Consider the following 21,878-nt stretch of genomic DNA (forward strand, 5'->3'; position numbering starts at 1 on the left):
CGACGCCCCCGACGAGATCGACGCCAGGCGCCGCGCGCTGCTGTCGCAGCTGACCGAGGCAGAGACCTTGCGCAAGGCGGCCGCCGACCGCTTGCAGGAGGCCGAGACCAAGCAGGGCGAGCTGGACAAGGCCGCCACCGCGGCGATCCAGTCGCTGGCCGATTCCCGCGAAACCCGCGTCCGCGCCGAAGAGCGATTGACCGCCGCCGACGAGCGCCGGCTCGAGGTCGAGGCGCGCATCCAGGAAACGCTGAACACGCCGCCGCATTTGGTCATCCGCCATACCGGCCTGGAAGCCGACAGCCCGATGCCGGAAATGGCCGACATCGAGCGCCAGCTCGACCGGCTGAAGGTTGAGCGCGAGCGGCTCGGCGCCGTCAATCTGCGCGCCGAGGAAGAGCAGAAGGAATTGTCGGACCGGCTGGAGACCATCGTCTCCGAGCGCGAGGACATCATCGAGGCGATCCGCAAGCTCAGGCAAGCGATCCAGAGCCTGAACCGCGAAGGCCGCGAACGGCTGCTTGCCGCTTTCGAGGTGGTCAACGGCCATTTCCAGCGGCTGTTCTCGCATCTGTTCGGTGGCGGCACGGCCGAACTGCAGCTGATCGAATCCGACGACCCGCTCGAAGCCGGGCTCGAAATCCTGGCACGTCCGCCCGGCAAGAAGCCGCAGACCATGACGCTGCTGTCCGGCGGCGAGCAGGCGCTGACGGCGATGTCGCTGATCTTTGCCGTGTTCCTGACCAATCCGGCGCCGATCTGCGTGCTCGACGAAGTCGACGCGCCGCTCGACGATCACAATGTCGAACGCTTCTGCAACCTTATGGACGAAATGGCCGCGACCACCGAGACGCGCTTCGTCATCATCACCCACAACCCGATCACGATGGCGCGCATGAACCGCCTGTTCGGCGTGACCATGGCCGAGCAGGGCGTCAGCCAACTGGTCTCGGTCGATCTGCAGGCCGCCGAGGCGATGCGCGAGGCGAGCTGACGCAGCATGCTTTGTTGATTTCGTCGGCGATGGCGTCGATCCGACTGTTGCAATAGGACCGTCGCCCTTGCGACCTGCTTGCGACGCGCATTCTGTAAGGTTCGAAGAGAAGGAATTTAAGCGCCACCTGAGAGCGAACGCCAAAGCCCACATGCAAAGCGCCCGGCTAACGCGAAAGCGATGCCTACAAGGCGCAGATGGCAATAGGCTCCGACCGCAATTCAGCTGCCACGTTTATCGGAAGCCCAGGAAGCTCAGTATCGCAATCACGATAACGACTGCTCCGATGAGCCAGATTATGTTGTTCACCGTATCTCTCCCGAACTAGTTGCTGGGAGTGAACTCGTAAGAGCCTACTAATGTTCCCGCATTTTCTGCATCGAAACAAAATGGCGGCCATCGCTTCGTCGATTGCCAGACCAAGGTCCGAACAGGGTATGACTGAAGTCCTGACGTCGGAGCCATAGGCCTGAAGGCGGGCAACCTATGCCCTCCCGATACATTGGAACCGGGCTGCCGAGCATGAGTCCCTTCATCGGTGGTCAATCGGGTGCCCGCCATTCCTGAGAGGTTAGCGGGCACCCGATTGTCGTGATACCGCCAACGGCGTGCGTTTCAATAGCGAGGCTAACAGTGACCTTTGTCCAGAGATCTGTGCGTGACGGCGCAACCCGACCCGCAAACGACAACGACAGTCCTGCGGAGGTTTCTTCCGTTCTTGACCTCATACCATCGGCTGACGACGACAAGGTCGCTGAGCTTGTCAGGCGAACAGAGCGCCTGGCAATCGCAGTGGTTATCGGAATCGCGGTTCTGCTGATCTTGGCGCCGGTGGTTTACCTTGCACTTTCTTACGGGATCTGAGACGGCCCGACTTAGGCGATCTAAGATGGCCTGATTGGTCTCGTAAATCTCACAAATTGTGCCGACGGTCTTCCTCGCAAGACGGGTGTTTCCCGTCACAGATCAGGAGATCGAACGCGACGACATAGAAGGGTCCTGTGCAGCGCTCCTTTGTCGAGTGGCGTAACCCTGGTGGTCGGCTTGAAAGAGCGCCTTTACCAGAAGTTGCCAACAGGAGCTGCTGTCGCAACTTCTTCTTTCGATACGCCGTGTTGCACGGGAGCAGCCGTCACTGATCGCGCCCGTGGACCGACGACGCTACTCGGAACCAAAGGGATGGGACGCGGTTATCCCCGCGAAGGGATAATTAGCAGGTGGAGATATTACAATGAAAACAATGATCGTGAGCGCCTTGGCGCTGTTCATTGCCATGCCGACGATAGCTCCGGCAGCCGAAGCTGACGTGGTCATCACGACCCACCATCGACATCATCACAGGAGCGTAAAGGTCATCAATGACCAGGGTCAACGCCTTCATCACCGCAGACACGGCACGGTTGCCTTCTACGACCACGGCCGCAGACATCATCGCCGGGATACGGTCATCGTGACCGGCTCGATCGAGCGCAGCCATCATCGCTATTATCGACATCATCGGCATCATCCCGTCGTCATCCAGGACGACAACGATTACTGATCCTCTCCGCACGGCCCCGGCTCTCTCAACGGAGTCGGGGTCGCGTGGGAGTCAGATAGCTCCTGACGGGAGCCATCGATAAGGTCGGTAAATCATTGATTCCAAAGGCATGTGATTTGGCTGGGGCGCCAGGATTCGAACCTGGGAATGTCGGTACCAAAAACCGATGCCTTACCACTTGGCGACGCCCCAGCAAACGAGCTTTGCCCGTTGCGCGCGGCCTTATAGGACGAGCGGCACGAAAGCTCAATGCCGAGTTGGCCACTATGCAAAACTGACCCACCGCTTCGCGCGGGGAAGCGCTATTCGCCCCAGACCGCCAACTCGTTGCCGGCGGGATCGGTGAAATGGAACCGCCTGCCGCCCGGGAACGAGAATATCGGCTTGACGATCGTGCCGCCGGCGCTTTCGACAACGTCGAGGGTTGCTTCCAGATCCTGCGAATAGAGCACCGGCAATGGTTTCGCCGGCGCCTCCGCTGCATCGGCCTGGAAGCCGCCATCGAGCCCTTCGCCGAAGGCCGAATAGGTCGGCCCGTAATCGGTGAACGACCACGAGAAGGCGGCGCTGTAGAAAGCCTTGACGCTGTCCAGCGTCGCGCCGGTCGCGGGCAGTTCGAGATAGTCGAGTTTTCCGTTGAGTTTCATCACGCTGCTCCCAACTTGTTCCCTATATGTTCTATATCCTGGGCAGCGATCCGGCAAGTCTTTTCGACGCAGCTTTTGCTTAATCGATTGTAGTCGCCGGGCTTCGCTGCCACACCTTGCCTTTCGCACTGCAGCATAATAACGCTCGGGTCGGAACGCGGGGGAACCGGGTCTTGGCCCCGGTGTTCTATCTTCCGAGGACTTGGAGGGCGAGCATGACCAAATGGGTCTACACCTTCGGCGATGGCGCCGCGGAGGGACGTGCGGGCGACCGCAACCTTCTCGGCGGCAAAGGCGCCAATCTGGCCGAGATGTGCAGTCTTGGCCTGCCCGTGCCGCCGGGCTTCACCCTCACCACCGAAGTCTGCAACGCCTATTACGCCAACGGCAACAGCTATCCGGCCGCGTTGCAGGCCGATGTCGTCAAGGCGCTGGACCATATCGGGCAGCTGACGGGGCGCCGTTTCGGCGATCCGTCGAAGCTGCTTCTGGTCTCGGTCCGCTCCGGGGCCAGGGCCTCGATGCCGGGCATGATGGACACCGTGCTCAATCTCGGCCTCAATGACGAGACGGTCGAGGCGTTGGCAGCCGATTCCGGCGATGCCCGCTTTGCCTATGACAGCTACCGCCGCTTCATTCAGATGTATTCCGATGTCGTCATGGGTCTCGACCACGAAGTGTTCGAGGAAATCCTGGAGGACCAGAAGGCGAGCCTCGGCCACGAGCTCGACACCGAACTGACAGCGCAGGAATGGCAGAGCGTCATCGCCCTTTACAAGGCCAAGGTCGAGGAGGAACTCGACAAGCCGTTTCCGCAGGACCCGCACGAGCAGCTGTGGGGGGCGATCGGCGCGGTGTTTTCCAGCTGGATGAACAACCGCGCCATCACCTACCGGCGCCTGCACGACATCCCGGAAAGCTGGGGCACGGCGGTCAATGTCCAGGCCATGGTATTCGGCAACATGGGCGAGACGTCGGCCACCGGCGTCGCCTTCACGCGCAACCCCTCGACCGGCGAAAAGATGCTCTATGGCGAATTCCTGGTGAACGCGCAGGGCGAGGATGTCGTGGCCGGCATCCGCACGCCGCAAAACATCACCGAGGCGGCGCGCATCGCCGCCGGCTCCGACAAGCCGTCGCTGCAGAAACTGATGCCGGACGCGTTCCGGTCCTTCGTCGACATCTCCGACCGCCTGGAACAGCACTACCGCGACATGCAGGATCTCGAATTCACCATCGAGCGCGGCAAATTGTGGATGCTGCAGACGCGTTCCGGCAAGCGCACCGCCAAGGCGGCGCTGAAGATTGCCGTCGAAATGGCGCGCGACAAGCTGATCACGACGGAGGAGGCGGTCGCCCGCATCGATCCCGCCTCGCTCGATCAGCTGTTGCATCCTACCATCGACCCCAAGGCCGCGCGCGATGTCATCGGCGTCGGCCTGCCGGCTTCTCCGGGCGCCGCGACCGGCGAGATCGTCTTCTCGTCCGCCGATGCCGAGGATCTGAAGACGCAAGGTCGCAAGGCAATCCTGGTGCGCATCGAAACCAGCCCCGAAGACATTCACGGCATGCATGCTTCAGAAGGCATCCTGACCACGCGCGGCGGCATGACCAGCCACGCCGCCGTGGTCGCGCGCGGCATGGGCAAGCCTTGCGTTTCGGGCGCCGGCTCGCTGCGTGTCGACTACAAGGCCGGCACGCTGATGTCGATGGGCCAGACCTTCCGCAAGGGCGACATCATCACCATCGATGGTAGCAACGGCCAGGTGCTGAAGGGCGCCGTGTCGATGCTGCAGCCGGAACTGTCGGGCGATTTCGCCGCCATCATGGAATGGGCCGATGCGGTGCGCCGCATGAAGGTGCGCACCAATGCCGAGACGCCGCTCGATGCGCGCATGGCGCGCTCCTTCGGCGCCGAAGGCATCGGCCTCTGCCGCACCGAGCACATGTTCTTCGACGGCGAGCGTATCGTCGCCATGCGCGAGATGATCCTGGCCGATACCGAGAAGGACCGCCGCACCGCGCTTGCCAAGCTGTTGCCGATGCAGCGCTCGGATTTCCTCGAACTGTTCGAGATCATGGCCGGCCTGCCGGTGACGATCCGGCTGCTCGATCCGCCGCTGCACGAATTCCTGCCCAAGACGGAAGCGGAGGTGGCGGAGGTCGCCGCCGCCATGAACGTCTCGCTCGACAAGCTCAGGCAGCGCACCGAAGCCCTGCACGAGTTCAACCCGATGCTCGGCCATCGCGGCTGCCGCCTCGCCGTCTCCTATCCCGAGATTGCCGAGATGCAGGCGCGCGCCATTTTCGAGGCAGCCGTCGAGGCCGGCAAGAAAGCCGGCGCGCTGGTCGTTCCCGAGATCATGGTGCCGCTGGTCGGCCTGGTGAAGGAGCTCGACTACGTCAAGGCGCGCATCGATGCGGTCGCCAAGGCTGTCATGGACGAGACCGGCGTCAAGATCGACTATCTCACCGGCACGATGATCGAGCTTCCGCGCGCGGCGATCCGCGCCCACGTCATCGCTGCTACGGCCGAGTTCTTCTCCTTCGGCACCAACGACCTCACCCAGACCACTTTCGGCATCTCGCGCGACGATGCGGCGTCCTTCCTCGAGACCTATCGGCAGAAAGGCATCATCGAGCAGGACCCGTTCGTCTCGCTCGACATCGAGGGCGTCGGCGAACTGGTGCGCATGGCTGCGCAAAAGGGCAGGGCGACACGGCCCGACATCAAGCTCGGCATATGCGGTGAACATGGCGGCGATCCGGCCTCGATCCGCTTCTGCGAAGAGGTCGGCCTCGACTATGTCTCGTGCTCTCCCTACCGCGTGCCGATCGCGAGATTGGCCGCAGCCCAAGCCGCGGTGCAGATTGCCAAAACAGCAGTGCCGCGCCCCAAAAAGAGCGCCGCGGCATCCTGATTTCGACACAGTCCTTTCGGTATCGATGAAACGGCCACCCGTGGGTGGCCGTTTGGCGCTAAGCTTACGATTTTGTAAGCAAATTCACGCTGATGTGCGCGCCCCAACACGCAATCCCGACATCGTTTCTTCCCAATTTCACGGCCCCCCAACCCGCCCGGTGCCGAGAAAAAGATGTTACAGATTTCGCCCAGACCCTTCCGCTCGATCCTGATTATCCAGACCAAGTTCATCGGCGATATTGTTCTGTCCTCCACGCTCGCCAAGAACCTGCAGCTCGAATATCCCGGTGTCAGGATCGTCTTTCTCTGCGAGGCGCGCCTCGCCAGTTTCGTCACCGCGCACGGCATCGCCGCCGAGGTCGTCAGCTTCCGCCGCGCCGCCATGCGCGGCACCCCGCTGGAGCGTGGGCGCGAGCTCTATTCTATGATCAGCAAGCTGCGCCAATTCCGTTTCGACCTGACCATCGACCTCACCGATTCAAAGACATCGCGGCTCATCGTCAGGTTCCTCAACGCCAGCACCCGCATCGGCTACAATCCTCCGGAAAGGCCGCTGCGCTGGCATGAGCGCCAGCCCGCCAATGTCTTTGCCGAGCCGTTCGGTTTTGGCGAACGTCACTATCTCTACCGCTACCTTTCGCCGCTCGAGCCGCTCGGCGTCGGCCTGCGCGTGCGGGTGCCGTCGATTCGGCCATTGCCGATGGAGACGGCGAGGGCCCAGGCATTGCTGGACAAACACCATTTGCGGCCAAACGGCTTTATCGCGGTGCATGCCGGCGCAAGTTTTCACGGCCGGCGCTGGCAGCATGAACGCTTTGCCGCCGTGATCGACACGATTTCGCGCGAAACCGGACTGGATTTCGTACTCGTCGGCGGCCCTGACGAGCGCAAGCCGGCCGAGCAGATCCTCGCCAGTGCCGCGTCGATCGTCAACCTCGTCGGCGCGCTGTCGCTGGAAACGCTGCTGGCGGTGTTGCAGCAGGCGCGGCTGTTTGTCGGCAATGAGAGCGGCCCCATGCACATGGCAGCAGCGGCCGGAACGCCGGTTGTCGGCCTTTTCGGCCTGACCAGCCCGGCCGTCTGGGGACCGGTCGGCGTGCCCAGCCTCGCCTTGCAGCCATCCATGCCGTGCAATTGCGTGGCGGGCAGCCTGTGCAATCCGCTCGATCCCAGCAAGGCCTGCTGCGTCTGGCGCCTCGAGGTCGAACCGGTCGTCGCGGCCGTGCGCGAAGTCCTGTCACGCACGCATGTGGAACTGGAACACGCCGTCTGACGGTGCGCGGCGGTCACATTGTCGGGATATCAGCTTTCTCACGGCCACTATCCCGATTTCCGCCTTGTTGCGGGTCCTGGGATGCGGCTATGACAGCGCCGATTCTCAGACAAGACAGGCATCCCTTGCAAAAGCTGTTTTGCGCCTTGGCGCTATCTATCGTGGCCGTGTCCTCGGCCCAGGCCGCGCCGCTTGTCGAGCCGGCGCTGCATCTGAAGGCTGAGGACGGTAGCAGTGTCGGCCGCGTCGCGCTTACGCTCGACGCCTGCGGCGGCCAGACCGATACGAGGATCCTGTCGGCGCTGGTGGAGAACCGGATTCCGGCGACGATCTTCGTCACCGGTATCTGGCTGAAGCGCAACGCCGCCGCCGTCGAGATCATGCGCGCGCATCCGGACCTGTTCGAACTGGAAAACCATGGCGGCCATCACATCCCGGCCGTCGACACGCCGCGCAAGATCTATGGCATCCGCAGCGCCGGCAGCCCGGAAGCGGTGCAGGCCGAAGTCGAATCGGGCGCTGCCGCTCTCGCTGGCACCGGCGAGCCGGCGCCGAAATGGTTTCGCGGCGCGACCGCCGAATACAGCCCGTCGGCTATCGCCATGATCCGCAAGCTTGGCTTCAAGGTCGCCGGCTTTTCGATCAACGGCGATGGCGGCTCGTTGCTCGGCGCAAAAGAAACCGCCCGGCGCATCGCCGCCGCCAAGGATGGCGATGTCATCATCGCCCACATCAACCAGCCGACCCACGCCGCCGGCGAGGGCGTCGTGCAAGGTCTGCTCGCGCTGAAGGCCAAGGGGCTGATGTTCGTGCGGCTGGATGACGCCGACGGTGTCGGCAACGACGGGACGACTGATTAGGATCAGGCGGCGGCAGGCAGTTTCACCGCCTTTGGACTGACGTCGCCGACGTTTGAGATTAGCCGAGGCCTCTGAGCTTCGTCATCCCAGGATGAAACAGGAGCGAAGCTCCGTCGCGAAGACCCTGGGATGACGAAGCGAGCAACGGCGGCTTGAGTCGCTTGCTCAGGCCGGTGCTGCTTCGATCGTCACCCTGTCGGGATAGAAGGCGCCGTGGTCGCGAATCTCAGCCATTTCGTCGAACGGCTGCTCATAGCCCCACATTGCGTCCTTGCCGGTCTCGCTGGCCGGCAGCACGCTCCAGTAGCTGGCGTCGCCCTTGTAGGGGCAGTGGGTCGACAGGGTGGTTTTGCCGAGCTGGGTGAAGTCGATGTCTTCGAAGGGGATGTAGAATGCCTGGCGGTAGGGCGGTTCGGACAGAAGCTTCGCCCGCGTCGATGAGGCGATCACCGTATCGCCGGCACGCACGACCACGGTACCGCGATAGGGTTCGACGGTGATGACCTTGCCGGGATTGCTCTGAAAGCCGGGGGCGGGGTTGGCGATCTGGTCCATGCGGGGTTCTCCTTGTTCGATTGGGAGCACAGTCCGATTGAGAGCGTGCGGGATGCTTCCCATGTCTCTAAAATGTGTCTGGAGAACCCGTTGCGCAAGCCTTCGCCAGTAGCCCAGAGCTGGCCTTCCGATCACTAAAAACGATCCCGCGTGGAATGCTCAGGCTGCGGTCTTGAACACGTCCATGAGGCCGGCATAGGCCGCGGCAATACCGGCTACCGGGTTGGTGCTTCTTGACGTCGTCTCGACCTTCAGTGGGCCGCCGCCTGTCGGCAAGGTGAGCAGCAGGAACTGGCGATTGCCGCCATCGCCGATCGATGCGGCGGCGACATGCTGGCCTTCGCCTTCGTTCTGGACGCACATTTTGAACAGCAGCGTGCCGCCGACCGCTTCAAGGGCGCCGCCGACCACCTCGACAAATTCGTCTTCGGAGACCTTTTTGGCCTCCGGCACGAGATCGGCCAGACTTGCGGCAAGCGTGTCTTCAAGCTCTTTGTCGTCGAGTTGAATATCGTCCAACTGCACGTCTTGGGCCTCGCTGTCATCCAGCTGCCTGTCGTCGATCTGCCTGTAATCGATCTGCTTGCCGTCGATCTGCTTGCCGTCGAGCTGCGTGTCCATGCGAACCTCTTTCAGTCGCCAATCCGCACCCCTACCCCGTTAACGAACCTTAACGTCGACGATGGCCGGATTGTGGCGGTTTTCCCCGCCTTTCGATCACTGCTTGCTTCAGCCGTTAACGGTTGGAGACGTCATGGCTGGACAATCCGTCCGTTCGTCCCACAATGGAACAAAAGACGGGAAAAACGAGGAAGCAATGGGAGGAACCAGATGCTCGGACTGATGCAGGAATGGCCGCTGCTCTGCCACAAGCTGATCGACAATGCCGAGCGGCAGCACGGGACGCGCGAGATCGTCTCGCGCTCGATCGAAGGTCCTGTCGTTCGCACCACCTATGCTGAAGTTCATCGCCGCGCGCTCAAGGTCGCTCAACGGTTGGAGCGCGATGGCTTTGTGCTCGGCGACCGCATCGCGACCCTGGCCTGGAACACGGCGCGCCACATAGAGGCCTGGTACGGCATCATGGGCATCGGCGCCATCTACCATACGCTCAACCCGCGTTTGTTCCCCGAGCAGATCGTCTGGATCATGAACAATGCGCAGGATAGAGGGATCTTCGTCGACCTGACCTTCATGCCGCTGCTGGAAAAGATCGCCGGCGCGGTCAAATCGCTGAAAAAGGTGATCGTCCTGACCGACAAGGCGCATCTGCCTGAAACGACGCTGTCGAATGTGGTTGCCTATGAGGACTGGTTGAACGAGGCCGATGGCGACTTCGCCTGGAAGGTTTTCGGCGAAAACACCGCAGCCGGCATGTGCTACACCTCCGGCACGACGGGCGATCCCAAAGGTGTGCTCTACAGCCACCGCTCGAATGTGCTGCATGCCATGATTGCTGCCATGCCCGACGCCATGGGCCTCTCCGCGCGGGACACGATCCTCCCCGTCGTGCCGATGTTTCATGCCAATGCCTGGGGCCTTGGCCAGAGCGCGCCGATGATCGGCGCCAAGCTGGTCATGCCCGGTTGCAAGATGGACGGCGCCTCGATCTACGAGCTGCTCGACACCGAGAAGGTGACCTTCAGCGCCGCCGTGCCGACCGTCTGGATGATGCTGCTGCAGCATCTGGAAGACACCGGCAAGAAGCTTCCCTATCTCAGCAAAGTCGTCATCGGCGGCTCGTCCTGCCCGCGCGCCATCATCAGGAAATTCCAGGACAATTACGGTGTCGAAGTCATCCATGCCTGGGGCATGACCGAAATGTCGCCGCTCGGCACGCTGTGCACCATGAAGCCGCAGTATCAAGCGCTCGAGGGCGAGGACCGGCTCGATATCCAGGGCAAGCAGGGCTACCCGCCCTTCGGGGTCGAGATGAAGGTGACGGATGACGACGACAAGGAACTGCCTTGGGACGGCAAGACCTTCGGCCGGCTGAAGGTGCGCGGTCCAGCCGTCGCCAGCGCCTATTATGGCGGCGTCGGCGCCGAGCAGTTCGACAAGGACGGCTGGTTCGACACTGGCGATGTCGCCCATATCGAGTCCGGCGGCTACATGCAGATCACCGATCGCGCCAAGGACGTCATCAAGTCGGGCGGCGAGTGGATATCGACCATCGACCTGGAGAACCTCGCCGTCGGCCATCCCGATGTCGCCGAGGCCGCGGCGATCGGCGTCCATCATTCGAAATGGGGCGAGCGGCCCTTGCTGGTCGTGGTCGCCAAGCCCGGCAAGGAGCCGAGCAAGGCCGATATACTGGCGTTCATGGACGGCAAGGTGGCGAAATGGTGGATGCCCGACGACGTCGCTTTCATTAGTGAAATCCCGCACACCGCCACCGGCAAGATCCAGAAGATCACCTTGCGCAAGCAGTTCAGCGACTACCGCCTGCCGTCGGATTGACCGGGACCGTGCGTTTCCTTGACCTTCAAGCTACCGGCCGCAAAAACGTTAGGGCAGGGGATGTTCAATTTGAGCATCCTTTGCTCTAAGCGTCTGTGCGGGTTGGGGCGGTGCTGAAGACAATGGAAATTGACGAGCGGCAGACATCGATGGCGGCCGGCTGGTCGCGGCGCACGGGCGCTTTTGCCGTGGTCCTGCTGCTGACCGTGCTGGCCGGCCATCATTTCGAACTGGTGGAAACGCCGGCCTTCCTGTGGGTGCTGGCGATCGTCGCCCTGCTTGCCGCATTCGCTTTGCTGTTTGCCGGTCTCGCTCTGTCCAGGCTGTGGCATTTCGGCGACCGTGGCGGCCGCGACCTCTCGGTCGGCGCCCTGCTGGCGCTGCTGGTGCTGACGCCCTACGGCTTTGCCACCTATTTGGCGGCGACCACGCCGCCCCTGAGGGACATCTCGACGGACCTCGACAATCCGCCGGTGCTCGACACCAGCGACCGCACCAAGGACATGAACGTGCTCGCGCCACCAACGCCTGGCGAAGCGCGCCTGCAGGCCGACGCCTATCCGCTGGTCACCGGGCACAGCTACAATCTGCCGTTCGAAACCGTCGTCGACGCCGTTGAAACCGTGCTCGACCGCCGCGATTGGCAACTTACCGCGCCATATCCGGTGACGGACGGTCAGGACGAGGTGACGATATCGGCCGTTGCCCGGAGCTTCGTCGTCGGCCTGCCCGCCGACGTCGCCATCCGGGTCAGCAATGATGGCGACACCATCGTCGTCGACATGCGCTCGGCCTCCCGCTACGGCCGCTACGACCTCGGCGACAATGCCGCGCGTATCGTCGGGTTCCTCGCCGAACTTGATCAGGAAGTTGCGGGCCAGGTGGGTGCCGCGCCGGCTGAGTAGCTCTCTACCCCACCGGCACAAAAACGCCGTCGATGGCCGGGTCACCCTGGGTAGCAACCAGGCCGCGCGCCACCAAGTCTTCGAGATGGGCAAGCACCGACAGGCCGGCGGCGCCATGCAGGCGTGGGTCGGTGTCCCGGTAGATAGCCTTGACCATGTCCGGGATCGTCCGGTCGCTGTCGCGGATCCGCTCGAGGATCGCCCGTTCGCGCATCTTGCGATGGGTCTTGAGGCCGCGCATGAAGCTGCGCGGCGCGGTCACCGGGCCGCCATGGCCGGGCAGCAGCAGGCGATCGCCGCGCGCGATCAGCCTGTCGAGCGAGGCCATGTAGTCGGCCATCGCTCCGTCCGGCGGCGCCACGATCGATGTCGCCCACGCCATCACATGATCGGCTGAAAACAGGATGCCGGTGCCTTCGAGCGCAAATGCCGCGTGATTGGCGGTGTGGCCCGGCGTCAGCACCGTCCGGATCGTCCAGCCATCGCCCTCGACCAGCGTATCGTCGGGCAAAGTGACATCCGGCACGAAACCGGTGTCGGCGCTGGCGTCGAGCGGATTGATCTCGCCGATCCGCAGCGGCCTTGCCGGGCGGTGCGGGCCTTCGGCCAGTACAATAGCGCCGGTGCGCGCTTTCAGCCGGGCGGCCAGCGGAGAATGGTCGCGATGCGTGTGACTGACGAAAATATGGCTCACCGGCCGGTTTGCGATCACCTTCAGCAACGTCTGGAAATGCGCTTCATCATCCGGACCCGGGTCGATCACCGCCAGTGTGTCGCGGCCGACAATGTAGCTGTTGGTGCCGTGAAAGGTGAATGGGCTGGGGTTTTTGGCGGTGACGCGCAAGACCTCGAGCGCGACGGTGACGCCCCGGCCATAGGCGGGATCGAAGCTGGTGTCGAATTTGAGCGCCATGGCGGTGTCGTTGAACCTCTGTTCAGGAAGACGGCAAAACTGATTGCCGCATAGCACGGAAGCCAATATAGAAAAACGCAAGGCCGCGATCTGCGGCAATCCGGATTGGGGAAGACCATGGCACTTGCAACGACGATGCGCCCGCTTGTTTCTCTCGCTTTGCCCCAGGAGGGCGCGCAGCGCCTGGCAACCCAGCTTTTGCTCGCGATCGCCGGAACGCTGCTTTTGACCCTGTCGGCCAAGACGAAAGTCGTGCTCGGGCCGGTCGACATCTCGATGCAGACGCTGGCCGTCCTGCTCATCGCCACCGCATTTGGCCTGCGGCTTGGCGTCGCTACCCTGCTTCTCTACATGGCCGAAGGCGCCATGGGCTTCCCGGTCTTCCAGAGCACGCCTGAAAAGGGCATCGGCATCGCCTACATGATCGGCGGCACCGGCGGTTATCTCGCCGGCTTCGTCGTCATGGCAGCCATTGTCGGCTGGGCCGCCGACCGCGGCTGGGACCGCCACCCGATCAAGCTGTTCAACGCCATGCTGGTCGCCGAAATCGTCATGATGGCCATGGGCTTTGCCTGGCTGGCCACCCTCATCGGCGTGGAAAAGGCGTGGCAGTTCGGCGTTTTGCCGTTCGTCCTCGGGGATTTGATCAAGGTTGCGCTCGCCGCCAGCCTGGTGCCGGCGATATGGTCGCTGCTGCCCAAGCAGCCCTGAAACCGGACGACACAATGAGCCGGCGGGCCAAAGGCCCGCCGGCTTTTTTATTGTTGTGCATCCAAAAGGATGGCGGGACGCCGGTTTGCCAAATCGCCGCATCTATTGCAGCGTCAGCCTGTGCTGGTCGGTCAAATTGCCGCGAGGGGGCAGATGCAGAGCAATTCTGGCGCCGATCCACGGCCGAGATTGAATTGACAAGCCATTGCGCGAAACCTAAGCACGGGCAACTTGATTTCGAGGCGGGGGCCGGTAATTCAAGGAGAGCTTGTTGAAAGGAATCATCCTTGCAGGAGGCAGCGGCACGCGTCTGTATCCGCTTACATTAGCGATCTCTAAGCAGATTCTGCCGATATACGACAAGCCGATGATTTTTTATCCGCTGAGCGTCTTGATGCTCGCCGGCATCCGCCAGATTTTGGTCATTTCGACACCTCGCGACTTGCCGGTGTTTCGGGAGTTGCTGGGCGACGGTTCGGAATTCGGGGTCGAATTCTCCTATGCCGAGCAGGCGCAGCCCAACGGGCTTGCCGAGGCCTTCATCATCGGCCGCGACTTCATCGGCAAGGATAATGTGTCGATGATTCTCGGCGACAACATCTATTTCGGCGAGGGCCTGTCGCAGCTCTGCCGCACTGCTGCGCAGCGCCAAAGCGGCGCGTCGGTGTTCGCGTACCATGTCGAGGACCCGCAGCGCTACGGCGTGGTGTCGTTCGACAAGCTCAGCGGCACGGCTTTGACGATCGAGGAGAAGCCCCGGGAGCCGAAGTCCAACTGGGCGGTCACCGGCCTCTATTTCTACGACAATGAGGTCGTCGACATCGCGTCGACGATCAAGCCCTCGGCGCGTGGCGAACTCGAGATCACGGCGGTCAACAACGTCTATCTCGAGCGCGGGAAATTGCACGTGCATCAGCTCGGCCGCGGCTATGCCTGGCTCGACACCGGCACGCATGACAGCCTGCATGAAGCCTCTTCCTTCGTGCGCACGATCGAGCACCGCCAAGGGATCAAGGTCGCCTGTCCTGAAGAAATCGCTTTCGAGCAGGGCTGGCTGACCGCCGACAAGGTGCTTGAGCGCGCCACGCGCCTGGGCAAGAACGAATACGCCGCCTATCTGCGCCGGCGTGTCACCGAGCTGACGGAGACATAGGGTGCTGGAAGTCAGGCAGCTCGGTTTGGACGGCGTGCTGGAAATCGTGCCGAAGCGGCACGGCGATGCGCGCGGTTATTTCATCGAAACCTGGAATGCCGAGGCCTTTGCCGAGGCCGGCATCGATCTGCGTTTCGTCCAGGACAATCATTCCTATTCGGCTGCCGCAGGTGTCGTGCGGGGGCTTCACTATCAACTGCCTCCACACGCGCAGGACAAGCTGCTGCGCGTAATCAGAGGCCGCATTCTCGACGTGGCGGTCGACATCCGCCGCAGCTCGAAAACCTTCGGAAAATGGGTCGCGCTCGAAATATCGGCCGAGAGAGGCAACCAGATCCTCGTGCCGAAGGGTTTCGCGCACGGTTTCGTCACGCTCGTGCCGGACACCGAGGTTCTGTATAAGGTCACCGACACCTATTCGCCGGCGCATGATCGATCGATCCGTTTCGACGATCCTGATATCGGCATCGATTGGCCGTCGCCGGCCGGCGCCTTCGAGCTCTCGGCCAAGGACCTCAAGGCGTCGGCGCTTGCTGAGGCCGAGGTGTTCGCATGACGCGCGACGATGTGAGGAGAGCGCCATGAATTTTCTGGTGACAGGCGGTGCCGGCTTCATCGGCTCGGCCGTGTGCCGGCATTTGTGCGCCAATCCCGCCTACCATGTGACCAATCTCGACAAGCTCACCTATGCCGGCAATCTGGCCTCGCTGCGCACCATCGAGAATGCACACAACTACAAATTTGCGCAGGCCGACATCTGTGACGAGCGGGCGGTTCTCGACATCCTCCACCGCGACGAGATCGACGTCGTCATGAACCTCGCCGCCGAAAGCCATGTCGACCGCTCGATCGACGGACCCGGCGCCTTCATCGAGACCAACATCGTCGGCACCTACCGGGTGCTGAATTCGGCGCTCGAATATTGGCGCGGCCTTGACGAGGACAGGAAGGCGCGCTTCCGCTTCCACCATGTCTCGACCGACGAGGTGTTCGGCGATCTGCCCTTCGATGGCGGCATGTTCGTGGAGGAGACGCCTTACGCGCCATCCTCGCCCTATTCCGCCTCCAAGGCCGCATCCGACCATCTGGTGCGGGCCTGGCACGAGACGTACGGCCTGCCGGTCGTGCTCTCCAACTGTTCGAACAATTACGGGCCTTATCACTTCCCCGAAAAGCTGATCCCGCTGGTCATCCTCAACGCGCTCGACGAAAAGCCGCTGCCGGTCTACGGCGCTGGCGCCAATGTGCGCGACTGGCTGTTCGTAGAGGATCACGCCCGTGCTCTGGAACTGGTCGCCACAAAGGGCCAGCCCGGCGAAAGTTACAATGTCGGCGGCAATTCCGAGCGTACCAACCTTGGCGTCGTCGAGACGATCTGCGGCCTGCTCGACATCAGGCGTCCGCGCAGCGGCGGCAGGAGCTACCGCGATTTGATCAGCTTCGTCACCGATCGGCCCGGCCACGACCGCCGCTATGCAATCGATGCCTCCAAGATCGGCCGGGATCTCGGTTGGGCGCCGGCGGAGAGTTTCGACAGCGGCCTTGCAAGGACCGTCGACTGGTTCCTCGACAACAAATGGTGGTGGGGACCGATCCGCGAGCAGCGCTACGCCGGCGAGCGGCTGGGGCAAGTCCGGTCGCGCGGCCAGGTTGAAGGCAGGAAGGGCGCGGCGTGAGGCTGGTTGTCACCGGACGCGACGGTCAGGTCGCTGCCAGCCTGCTGGAGGCCGGGCAGAGGCGCGATGGCATCGAGGTCGTCACCCTCGGCCGCCCAGTGCTCGATCTGGCCCGGCCCGATACGGTGTTCGACGCACTCGCGGCAGCGCGGCCGGATATCGTGGTGTCGGCTGCCGCCTACACCGCCGTCGACCAGGCCGAGGACGAGCCCGATCTTGCCTTCGCTGTGAACGCCGTCGGCGCCGGCAAGGTCGCCGAGGCGGCCGCGAAGCTCGGCGTGCCCGTAATCCATCTGTCGACCGACTACGTCTTCGATGGCACCAAGGACGGCGCCTATGTCGAGACCGACGCCACCGCACCGCTCGGCGTCTACGGCGCCTCCAAGCTTGCCGGCGAGCTGGCCGTGGCCGCCGTCAATCCGCGCCATCTGATCCTGCGCACCGCCTGGGTCTACAGCCCGTTCGGCAAGAATTTCGTGAAAACCATGCTGCGGCTGGCCGGCGACCGCGACGAGATCGCCGTGGTCGCCGACCAATGGGGAAATCCGACATCCGCACTTGATATTGCCGACGCGATCCTGCATGCGGCGGCGGTGTTGCGCGGCGACTTTGACGGCTACGGCATTTATCATCTTGCCGGTACCGGCGAGATCAACTGGAGCGGCTTTGCCCGTCATATAGTGGAGACGAGCCGGACGCAGGGTGGACCGCACGCGCGCATACGCGACATCGCGACCAGCGACTATCCGACCAAGGCACGGCGACCCCCCAATTCACGGCTGTCGAGCGAAAAGTTCGCGTCGGCGTTTGAATGGACGGCCCCGGTGTGGCAGGAGTCGGCGGAAAAGGTGGTGCGCAGGCTGGCGGGGAGCAAGACAAAACAGGCATTGAGTGCATGAACAAGCATCCGTCACCTGAGCAATTGCATGACGCGACGCCCGACCCTCAGGGGATCGATCAACCGGCGCCGAAGAAGCGCGCCAAGGCTGCCAAGCCCGCGAAACGTACCTGCATCATGGTGCTCGGCATGCACCGCTCGGGCACGAGCGCGCTGACCAGGGCAATCAGCTTGCTCGGCGCGAAGTTGCCAAATGATTTGCTCGGCGCCAATTCGACCAATCCGACGGGCCACTGGGAACCCTTGAAGCTGATCGCGCTGCACGACCAGATGCTCGCCGAGGCGGACAGCAGGTGGGACGATTGGCGTAGTTTCGATCTCGGCGATTTGTCGAAGGCGCGCGCTCAATTCTACAGAGTCGAAATCGCTCGCCTCATCGACGAGGAATATGGCGATGCTCCTCTGCTGGTGCTCAAGGAGCCACGCATCTCGCGTTTTGTGCCGCTCTACGCCAGCATTTTCAAGTCCATGAACATCGACCTGCAATACGTTCTCGCAAGTCGCAATCCGCTCGCGGTCGTTGCATCGCTAGGCAAACGGGATCGCTCGACGCCGGGCTTCGGTGCCCTGCTTTGGCTTCGCCATGAATTGGAGGCCGAGCGCTCGACACGCGGCGCACCACGTGTGTTCGTCTCCTATGAGGCGATGATGCGGAGTTGGCGGCCGACGCTGGACAAGATCACGGCAGCGCTTTCGGTTGCATGGCCTCGCGCGATCGAGAAGGCGGCATCTGAGGTTGACGCCTATATTTCGAGTGACCATCAGCATCATACGGCGAGCGATGGCGCACTCTTCGCTGACGAGCGAATCGCCGGATGGGTAAAGGACACTTATTCGGCACTAAGGGATCTGGAAACGGACGCCAATGGCGCCGAGGCCATGGCTATACTTGATCGCGTCAAAGCTGAATTCGACAGCGTCGCTCCAATCTTTGGCGAAGCGTTTTTCCCTGAGCTACAAGCTAGACAACAGATTCTATCCGAGACAATTGGGATCTTGCAGCGCGCGGTGGATGAGCACGCGACCAACGCGTCACAGCTTGCAGGCCAACTCCAGCAGAAAGACGCAGATATAGCAGGATATCATCAAAGCGTTGCGGAAGAGCGCGCTGCGGCAGCGAAGCTTATCGAGAGGAACAGGGAAGAGAATCAAAAACTCGGTTCCGAGTTGTTGGTGGCTTTGGACGACAATGTCAGGTTGAAAGAAATTCTGGAGAAAACGCAGCTAGAGCTGACGGAAGAAAAGGAGCGCGATTCAGCGGCATCGGAAGAAGTATTGGAGCACCATCCGACAGAGGTAAGTGCCGACGCCGGTGCCGATTCCGCCTCGTTTCTGGCCCTCTCAAGGATGCCGGATGAGCAGGAAGAAGTAAGCATCTGTACCGACGACACAAAGTTGATTGCTTTCTACCTCCCTCAATTCCACAGAATTGACGAAAACTCAGAATGGTGGGGACCTGGCTTCACGGAATGGACGAATGTCGCCCGTGCGACTCCGAATTTCTATGGTCATGACCAGCCGAGGATACCTCGTGAGCTAGGATATTACGATCTCTCGCATCTGGACACGATGCGAGAGCAAGTCGAATTCGCCAAACTTTATGGACTGCACGCTTTCTGTTTCTATCACTATTGGTTTAGCGGCCGAAGAGTGCTGGAAAAGCCGGTCGATTTGTTCCTGGAATCTGACATTGATTTCAAGTTTTGCCTCTGCTGGGCCAACGAAAATTGGACCCGTGCTTGGGATGGGGACACGAGGAACATTCTGCTGGAGCAGAAGTACGCAGAGGAGGACGCCAAAGCCTTTATCGAGACGATGATCGGTTACTTCAAAGACGAGCGATACATAAAAATCGGCGGTATGCCGCTGTTGGTGGTCTATAGAGCCAAGGACATTCCGGACCCACGACGCTGGTTTTCCATTTGGCGAGATCATGTGGTTGCCAGCGGATTCCCCGGCTTACACATCAGCGTCGTCGACTTTTACGATATATTGACCCCCCAAGAAGTGGGGGCTGACTCCCTTGTCGAATTCCCTCCGCACAAATTCAACGGGCCTCAGAACCATCCCTCGGAATACCCGCTTTTCACGAATCCGAATTTTTCGGGTGGTGTGGTCGACTACAGGAAAATAATTGCCCAAAGCGCCAATCGACCGAAGCCGTCCTTCAATATGTTCAGGGGCGTCATACCGGGATGGGATAATACTGCCCGGCGGCAAAACAATCCGACAATCGTGCTCAATTCGACCCCGGAACTCTATGGCGAATGGCTCCGTTTCCTACGCTTTCAGGCCAGACAAAATCATCCTGATCCGGAAAGCCGCATCGTATTCATCAACGCATGGAATGAGTGGGGCGAGGGCTGTTACCTCGAGCCGGACCGGCGGTGGGGGCTCTCTTATCTGGAGGAAACACTCCGCGGGAAATATTTCGACGCAGCAAGGGAGCCCGTAGAAATGCAGGCCGCACGGTCGCGATTGTTCGATCGGCTCGTGGCTCCGGCGGAGCATCAGCCAATTTCGGGCGCGCCAATCTCCAGGGAAACCCTGGCAGCGATTGCCCCTCCGAGCCGGATGGCCGTGAATGCATCAAAGCTGCTGCGAAGATGGCCGCCACTGCATTCTGTCGCCAGCTTCCTTTACAAGCACGTACTGCTCGCCAGGCAGATAGACAATGGATGACGTAGCAATTGTGGCTCATTTCGACGTCAATGACGGCGTCGAAGCTAATTTCATCGAACTACTATCCTGTCTTGCGAAGAGATTCGACCGAATCGTTTTGGTAACGACAAGTAAAATTGAGGAAGATGTCGTAGAGAGAATCCCAAAAGACATCGTCCTGATAAGGCGACCGAATTTTGGATACGATTTCTCCAGCTACAAGGTTGGTTTGGATTATGCGCTCCGGAATTGGCAGCTCGAAAACGCGCTTCTGATAAACTCAAGTTTTGGTGTTCTTTCGTCTGCGATTTTCGACAGGACCTTGTCGAGGATGCTTGAATTAACACCGGAGTACGATGTGGTTGGTTCGACTGAATCGTACCAATTCTCGTGGCATGTACAATCGTATTTACTTTTGTTGGGGACCAAGGTGCTGCGGGCACCTTGGTTCGAAGGATTTCTTGCGAGCGTCGCGCCCACCAGCTCAAAATTAGAGACAATATTCAAGTTCGAGCTCGGCCTGTCCGCCGCGCTTCGAAACAGTGGTGCAAAAGTTACGACACTTCTGCAGCCGACGCCTGAGCAGCTTCAGCATGCGAACCAGCGTTGGAATACCAGCGAGGGAAAGGAATCTGCCGATCCTCCGGCATCTCTTTCTGACGCAACCTCGTTGAAGCTCCAATTCAACCCTGTTCACCATCTTGCCGACCTGGTCGCCCGCGAACTGGGGTATGTGAAGCTTGAGGTTTTAAGGGAGAACCCTCATCAGATCGATCTGGCCTTTGTCGACGACGTTTATGAAAGGGAGCGCCTGGACGAAATAGAAGAAATGCTTAGCCGCAGTCGCGCCAGCTATGCGCGCGGGAGTGACAACCTTTCTATCCTTAAGTCCCAAGCCGGCCCCATCCCTGTGACCAAGCTCGCACGCTGGCGCCGAACGAAGGTCGGAGAAGTCAATGTAGCGGTAATCGTGCATTTGCACTATATCGATATGATTTCTGACGTCTACAAACTACTAAAAAATATCGTTATTCCCTTTGACGTTTATGTAACAACCTCGTTCGAGGGGTTCTACAATGAGATTTTTTCGAAATTCTCCGATTTGGCACAGAGCGTTTCTGTATATCACTCGGAAAACAGAGGTCGGGATATAGGGCCGTTTGTCTCGGTCTATCGTAGTGGTGCCCTCGACCGATATGAAGCTGTTCTGAAGATTCATTCGAAGAAAAGCGCCTATAGCGCCAACGGGATTCTTTGGAGGGATAAGCTCTACGGCTCGGTCGCCGGCGATTCATTGACGGTGTTGCGGTCCATTGAGTTGATTAAGTCGGGCGAGGTTGGCATCGTCGGCCCGCACCGCTATTACCTGGCCGATGACCAGTTCTGGGGCGCAAATCGCGGTACAGTCCGCCGGCTGCTCGAAGAGATGGCGGCTCTCCAGGCGGAAGCGGATTTGGAACTCGGCTTTTTTGCCGGCTCGATGTTCTGGTTCGCGCCGCGGGCGCTTGCGCCACTGAAGAACATACCCGAGGCGAGCATCGCGTTCGAAGCTGAAAACGGTCAGCAGGATGGCACGCTCGCGCACGCGATCGAAAGGGTGTTTTGCTGGGTCGTGCGCAGTCAAGGTTTCACTGCATCCAGTGTCCCCCTCAGAGGGGTGGATATCCACCTACATTCATCGATCAAGAACGACGTACCCGTGTTGTAAC

The 21,878-nt window shown here is 61.1% G+C and carries 18 protein-coding genes and 1 tRNA gene; 14 read left to right on the top strand and 5 right to left on the bottom strand.

The features are described 5' to 3' along the window. Together X726_RS151460 and X726_RS151450 are read left to right on the top strand one after the other, a co-directional pair. Positions 1–994: AAA family ATPase (locus X726_RS151460; protein ID WP_023670689.1), on the top strand; the 994-nt coding region annotated here is incomplete at its 5' end. 1,231 nt (positions 995–2,225) lie between these two features. Then, positions 2,226–2,534: a hypothetical protein gene (locus tag X726_RS151450; protein WP_023670691.1), complete on the top strand. Its 309-nt coding sequence runs from the start codon at positions 2,226–2,228 to the stop codon at positions 2,532–2,534. Positions 2,535–2,651: 117 nt separating this feature from the next. On the opposite strand, the gene X726_RS151445 is transcribed toward X726_RS151450, so the two are convergent. Together X726_RS151445 and X726_RS151440 are read right to left on the bottom strand one after the other, a co-directional pair. Next, positions 2,652–2,726, bottom strand: a tRNA-Gln gene (locus tag X726_RS151445). Between the two features lie 110 nt (positions 2,727–2,836). Further along, positions 2,837–3,181 (bottom strand): VOC family protein, encoded by a 345-nt coding sequence (locus X726_RS151440; protein WP_023670692.1) that lies wholly within the window; start codon positions 3,179–3,181, stop codon positions 2,837–2,839. A 215-nt stretch (positions 3,182–3,396) separates the two neighbouring features. On the opposite strand from X726_RS151440, the gene ppdK reads away from it, so the two are divergent. From ppdK to X726_RS151425, 3 genes are all read left to right on the top strand, one after another. Next, positions 3,397–6,102, top strand: a complete 2,706-nt coding sequence (gene ppdK / locus X726_RS151435; RefSeq protein WP_023670693.1) for a pyruvate, phosphate dikinase — start codon at positions 3,397–3,399, stop codon at positions 6,100–6,102. A 174-nt stretch (positions 6,103–6,276) separates the two neighbouring features. Continuing rightward, positions 6,277–7,377 carry a glycosyltransferase family 9 protein gene (locus tag X726_RS151430; protein ID WP_023670694.1) on the top strand — a complete coding sequence of 367 codons (1,101 nt, stop codon included), beginning with the start codon at positions 6,277–6,279 and terminating at the stop codon, positions 7,375–7,377. Between the two features lie 89 nt (positions 7,378–7,466). Beyond that, positions 7,467–8,237, top strand: coding sequence for a polysaccharide deacetylase family protein (locus X726_RS151425; RefSeq protein ID WP_050485822.1), 771 nt, complete (start codon positions 7,467–7,469; stop codon positions 8,235–8,237). A gap of 165 nt (positions 8,238–8,402) precedes the next feature. On the opposite strand, the gene X726_RS151420 is transcribed toward X726_RS151425, so the two are convergent. Both X726_RS151420 and X726_RS151415 read right to left on the bottom strand, forming a co-directional pair. Then, positions 8,403–8,792 carry a DUF427 domain-containing protein gene (locus tag X726_RS151420; protein ID WP_023670696.1) on the bottom strand — a complete coding sequence of 130 codons (390 nt, stop codon included), beginning with the start codon at positions 8,790–8,792 and terminating at the stop codon, positions 8,403–8,405. Positions 8,793–8,951: 159 nt separating this feature from the next. Beyond that, positions 8,952–9,311 carry a hypothetical protein gene (locus X726_RS151415; protein WP_023670697.1) on the bottom strand — a complete coding sequence of 120 codons (360 nt, stop codon included), beginning with the start codon at positions 9,309–9,311 and terminating at the stop codon, positions 8,952–8,954. 312 nt (positions 9,312–9,623) lie between these two features. On the opposite strand from X726_RS151415, the gene X726_RS151410 reads away from it, so the two are divergent. Beyond that, positions 9,624–11,252 carry a fatty-acid--CoA ligase gene (locus X726_RS151410; RefSeq protein WP_023670698.1) on the top strand — a complete coding sequence of 543 codons (1,629 nt, stop codon included), beginning with the start codon at positions 9,624–9,626 and terminating at the stop codon, positions 11,250–11,252. Between the two features lie 122 nt (positions 11,253–11,374). After that, entirely contained in the window at positions 11,375–12,157 is a 783-nt protein-coding gene (locus tag X726_RS151405) for a DUF1499 domain-containing protein (protein WP_023670699.1), read from the top strand. A 4-nt stretch (positions 12,158–12,161) separates the two neighbouring features. Here X726_RS151405 and X726_RS151400 read toward each other — a convergent pair whose 3' ends face one another. Continuing rightward, positions 12,162–13,070, bottom strand: coding sequence for an MBL fold metallo-hydrolase (locus X726_RS151400; protein ID WP_023670700.1), 909 nt, complete (start codon positions 13,068–13,070; stop codon positions 12,162–12,164). Between the two features lie 117 nt (positions 13,071–13,187). Between X726_RS151400 and X726_RS151395 the strand changes: the two genes are divergently transcribed. From X726_RS151395 to X726_RS151370, 7 genes are all read left to right on the top strand, one after another. Further along, positions 13,188–13,781, top strand: coding sequence for a biotin transporter BioY (locus X726_RS151395; RefSeq protein WP_023670701.1), 594 nt, complete (start codon positions 13,188–13,190; stop codon positions 13,779–13,781). A gap of 271 nt (positions 13,782–14,052) precedes the next feature. Further along, on the top strand, positions 14,053–14,934 hold the full coding sequence (gene rfbA / locus X726_RS151390) for a glucose-1-phosphate thymidylyltransferase RfbA (protein WP_023670702.1): 882 nt from the start codon (positions 14,053–14,055) through the stop codon (positions 14,932–14,934). 1 nt (position 14,935) lies between these two features. Beyond that, positions 14,936–15,490: a dTDP-4-dehydrorhamnose 3,5-epimerase gene (rfbC, locus tag X726_RS151385; RefSeq protein ID WP_023670703.1), complete on the top strand. Its 555-nt coding sequence runs from the start codon at positions 14,936–14,938 to the stop codon at positions 15,488–15,490. A 25-nt stretch (positions 15,491–15,515) separates the two neighbouring features. Then, a complete protein-coding gene (gene rfbB / locus X726_RS151380; RefSeq protein ID WP_023670704.1) occupies positions 15,516–16,610 on the top strand; it encodes a dTDP-glucose 4,6-dehydratase in 1,095 nt (364 codons plus the stop codon). Further along, on the top strand, positions 16,607–17,509 hold the full coding sequence (gene rfbD / locus X726_RS151375; protein WP_023670705.1) for a dTDP-4-dehydrorhamnose reductase: 903 nt from the start codon (positions 16,607–16,609) through the stop codon (positions 17,507–17,509). The genes rfbB and rfbD overlap by 4 nt, the downstream gene beginning before the upstream one ends. Then, positions 17,506–20,190 (top strand): glycoside hydrolase family 99-like domain-containing protein, encoded by a 2,685-nt coding sequence (locus X726_RS1000000171150; RefSeq protein ID WP_023670706.1) that lies wholly within the window; start codon positions 17,506–17,508, stop codon positions 20,188–20,190. Before rfbD ends, X726_RS1000000171150 begins: the two co-directional genes overlap by 4 nt. After that, entirely contained in the window at positions 20,183–21,877 is a 1,695-nt protein-coding gene (locus tag X726_RS151370) for a rhamnan synthesis F family protein (RefSeq protein WP_023670707.1), read from the top strand. The genes X726_RS1000000171150 and X726_RS151370 overlap by 8 nt, the downstream gene beginning before the upstream one ends. The last annotated feature ends 1 nt before the right edge of the window (position 21,878 follow it).

Origin of the sequence: Mesorhizobium sp. LSJC285A00 (genome assembly GCF_000503155.1) — a bacterium.
Lineage (GTDB): Bacteria > Pseudomonadota > Alphaproteobacteria > Rhizobiales > Rhizobiaceae > Mesorhizobium.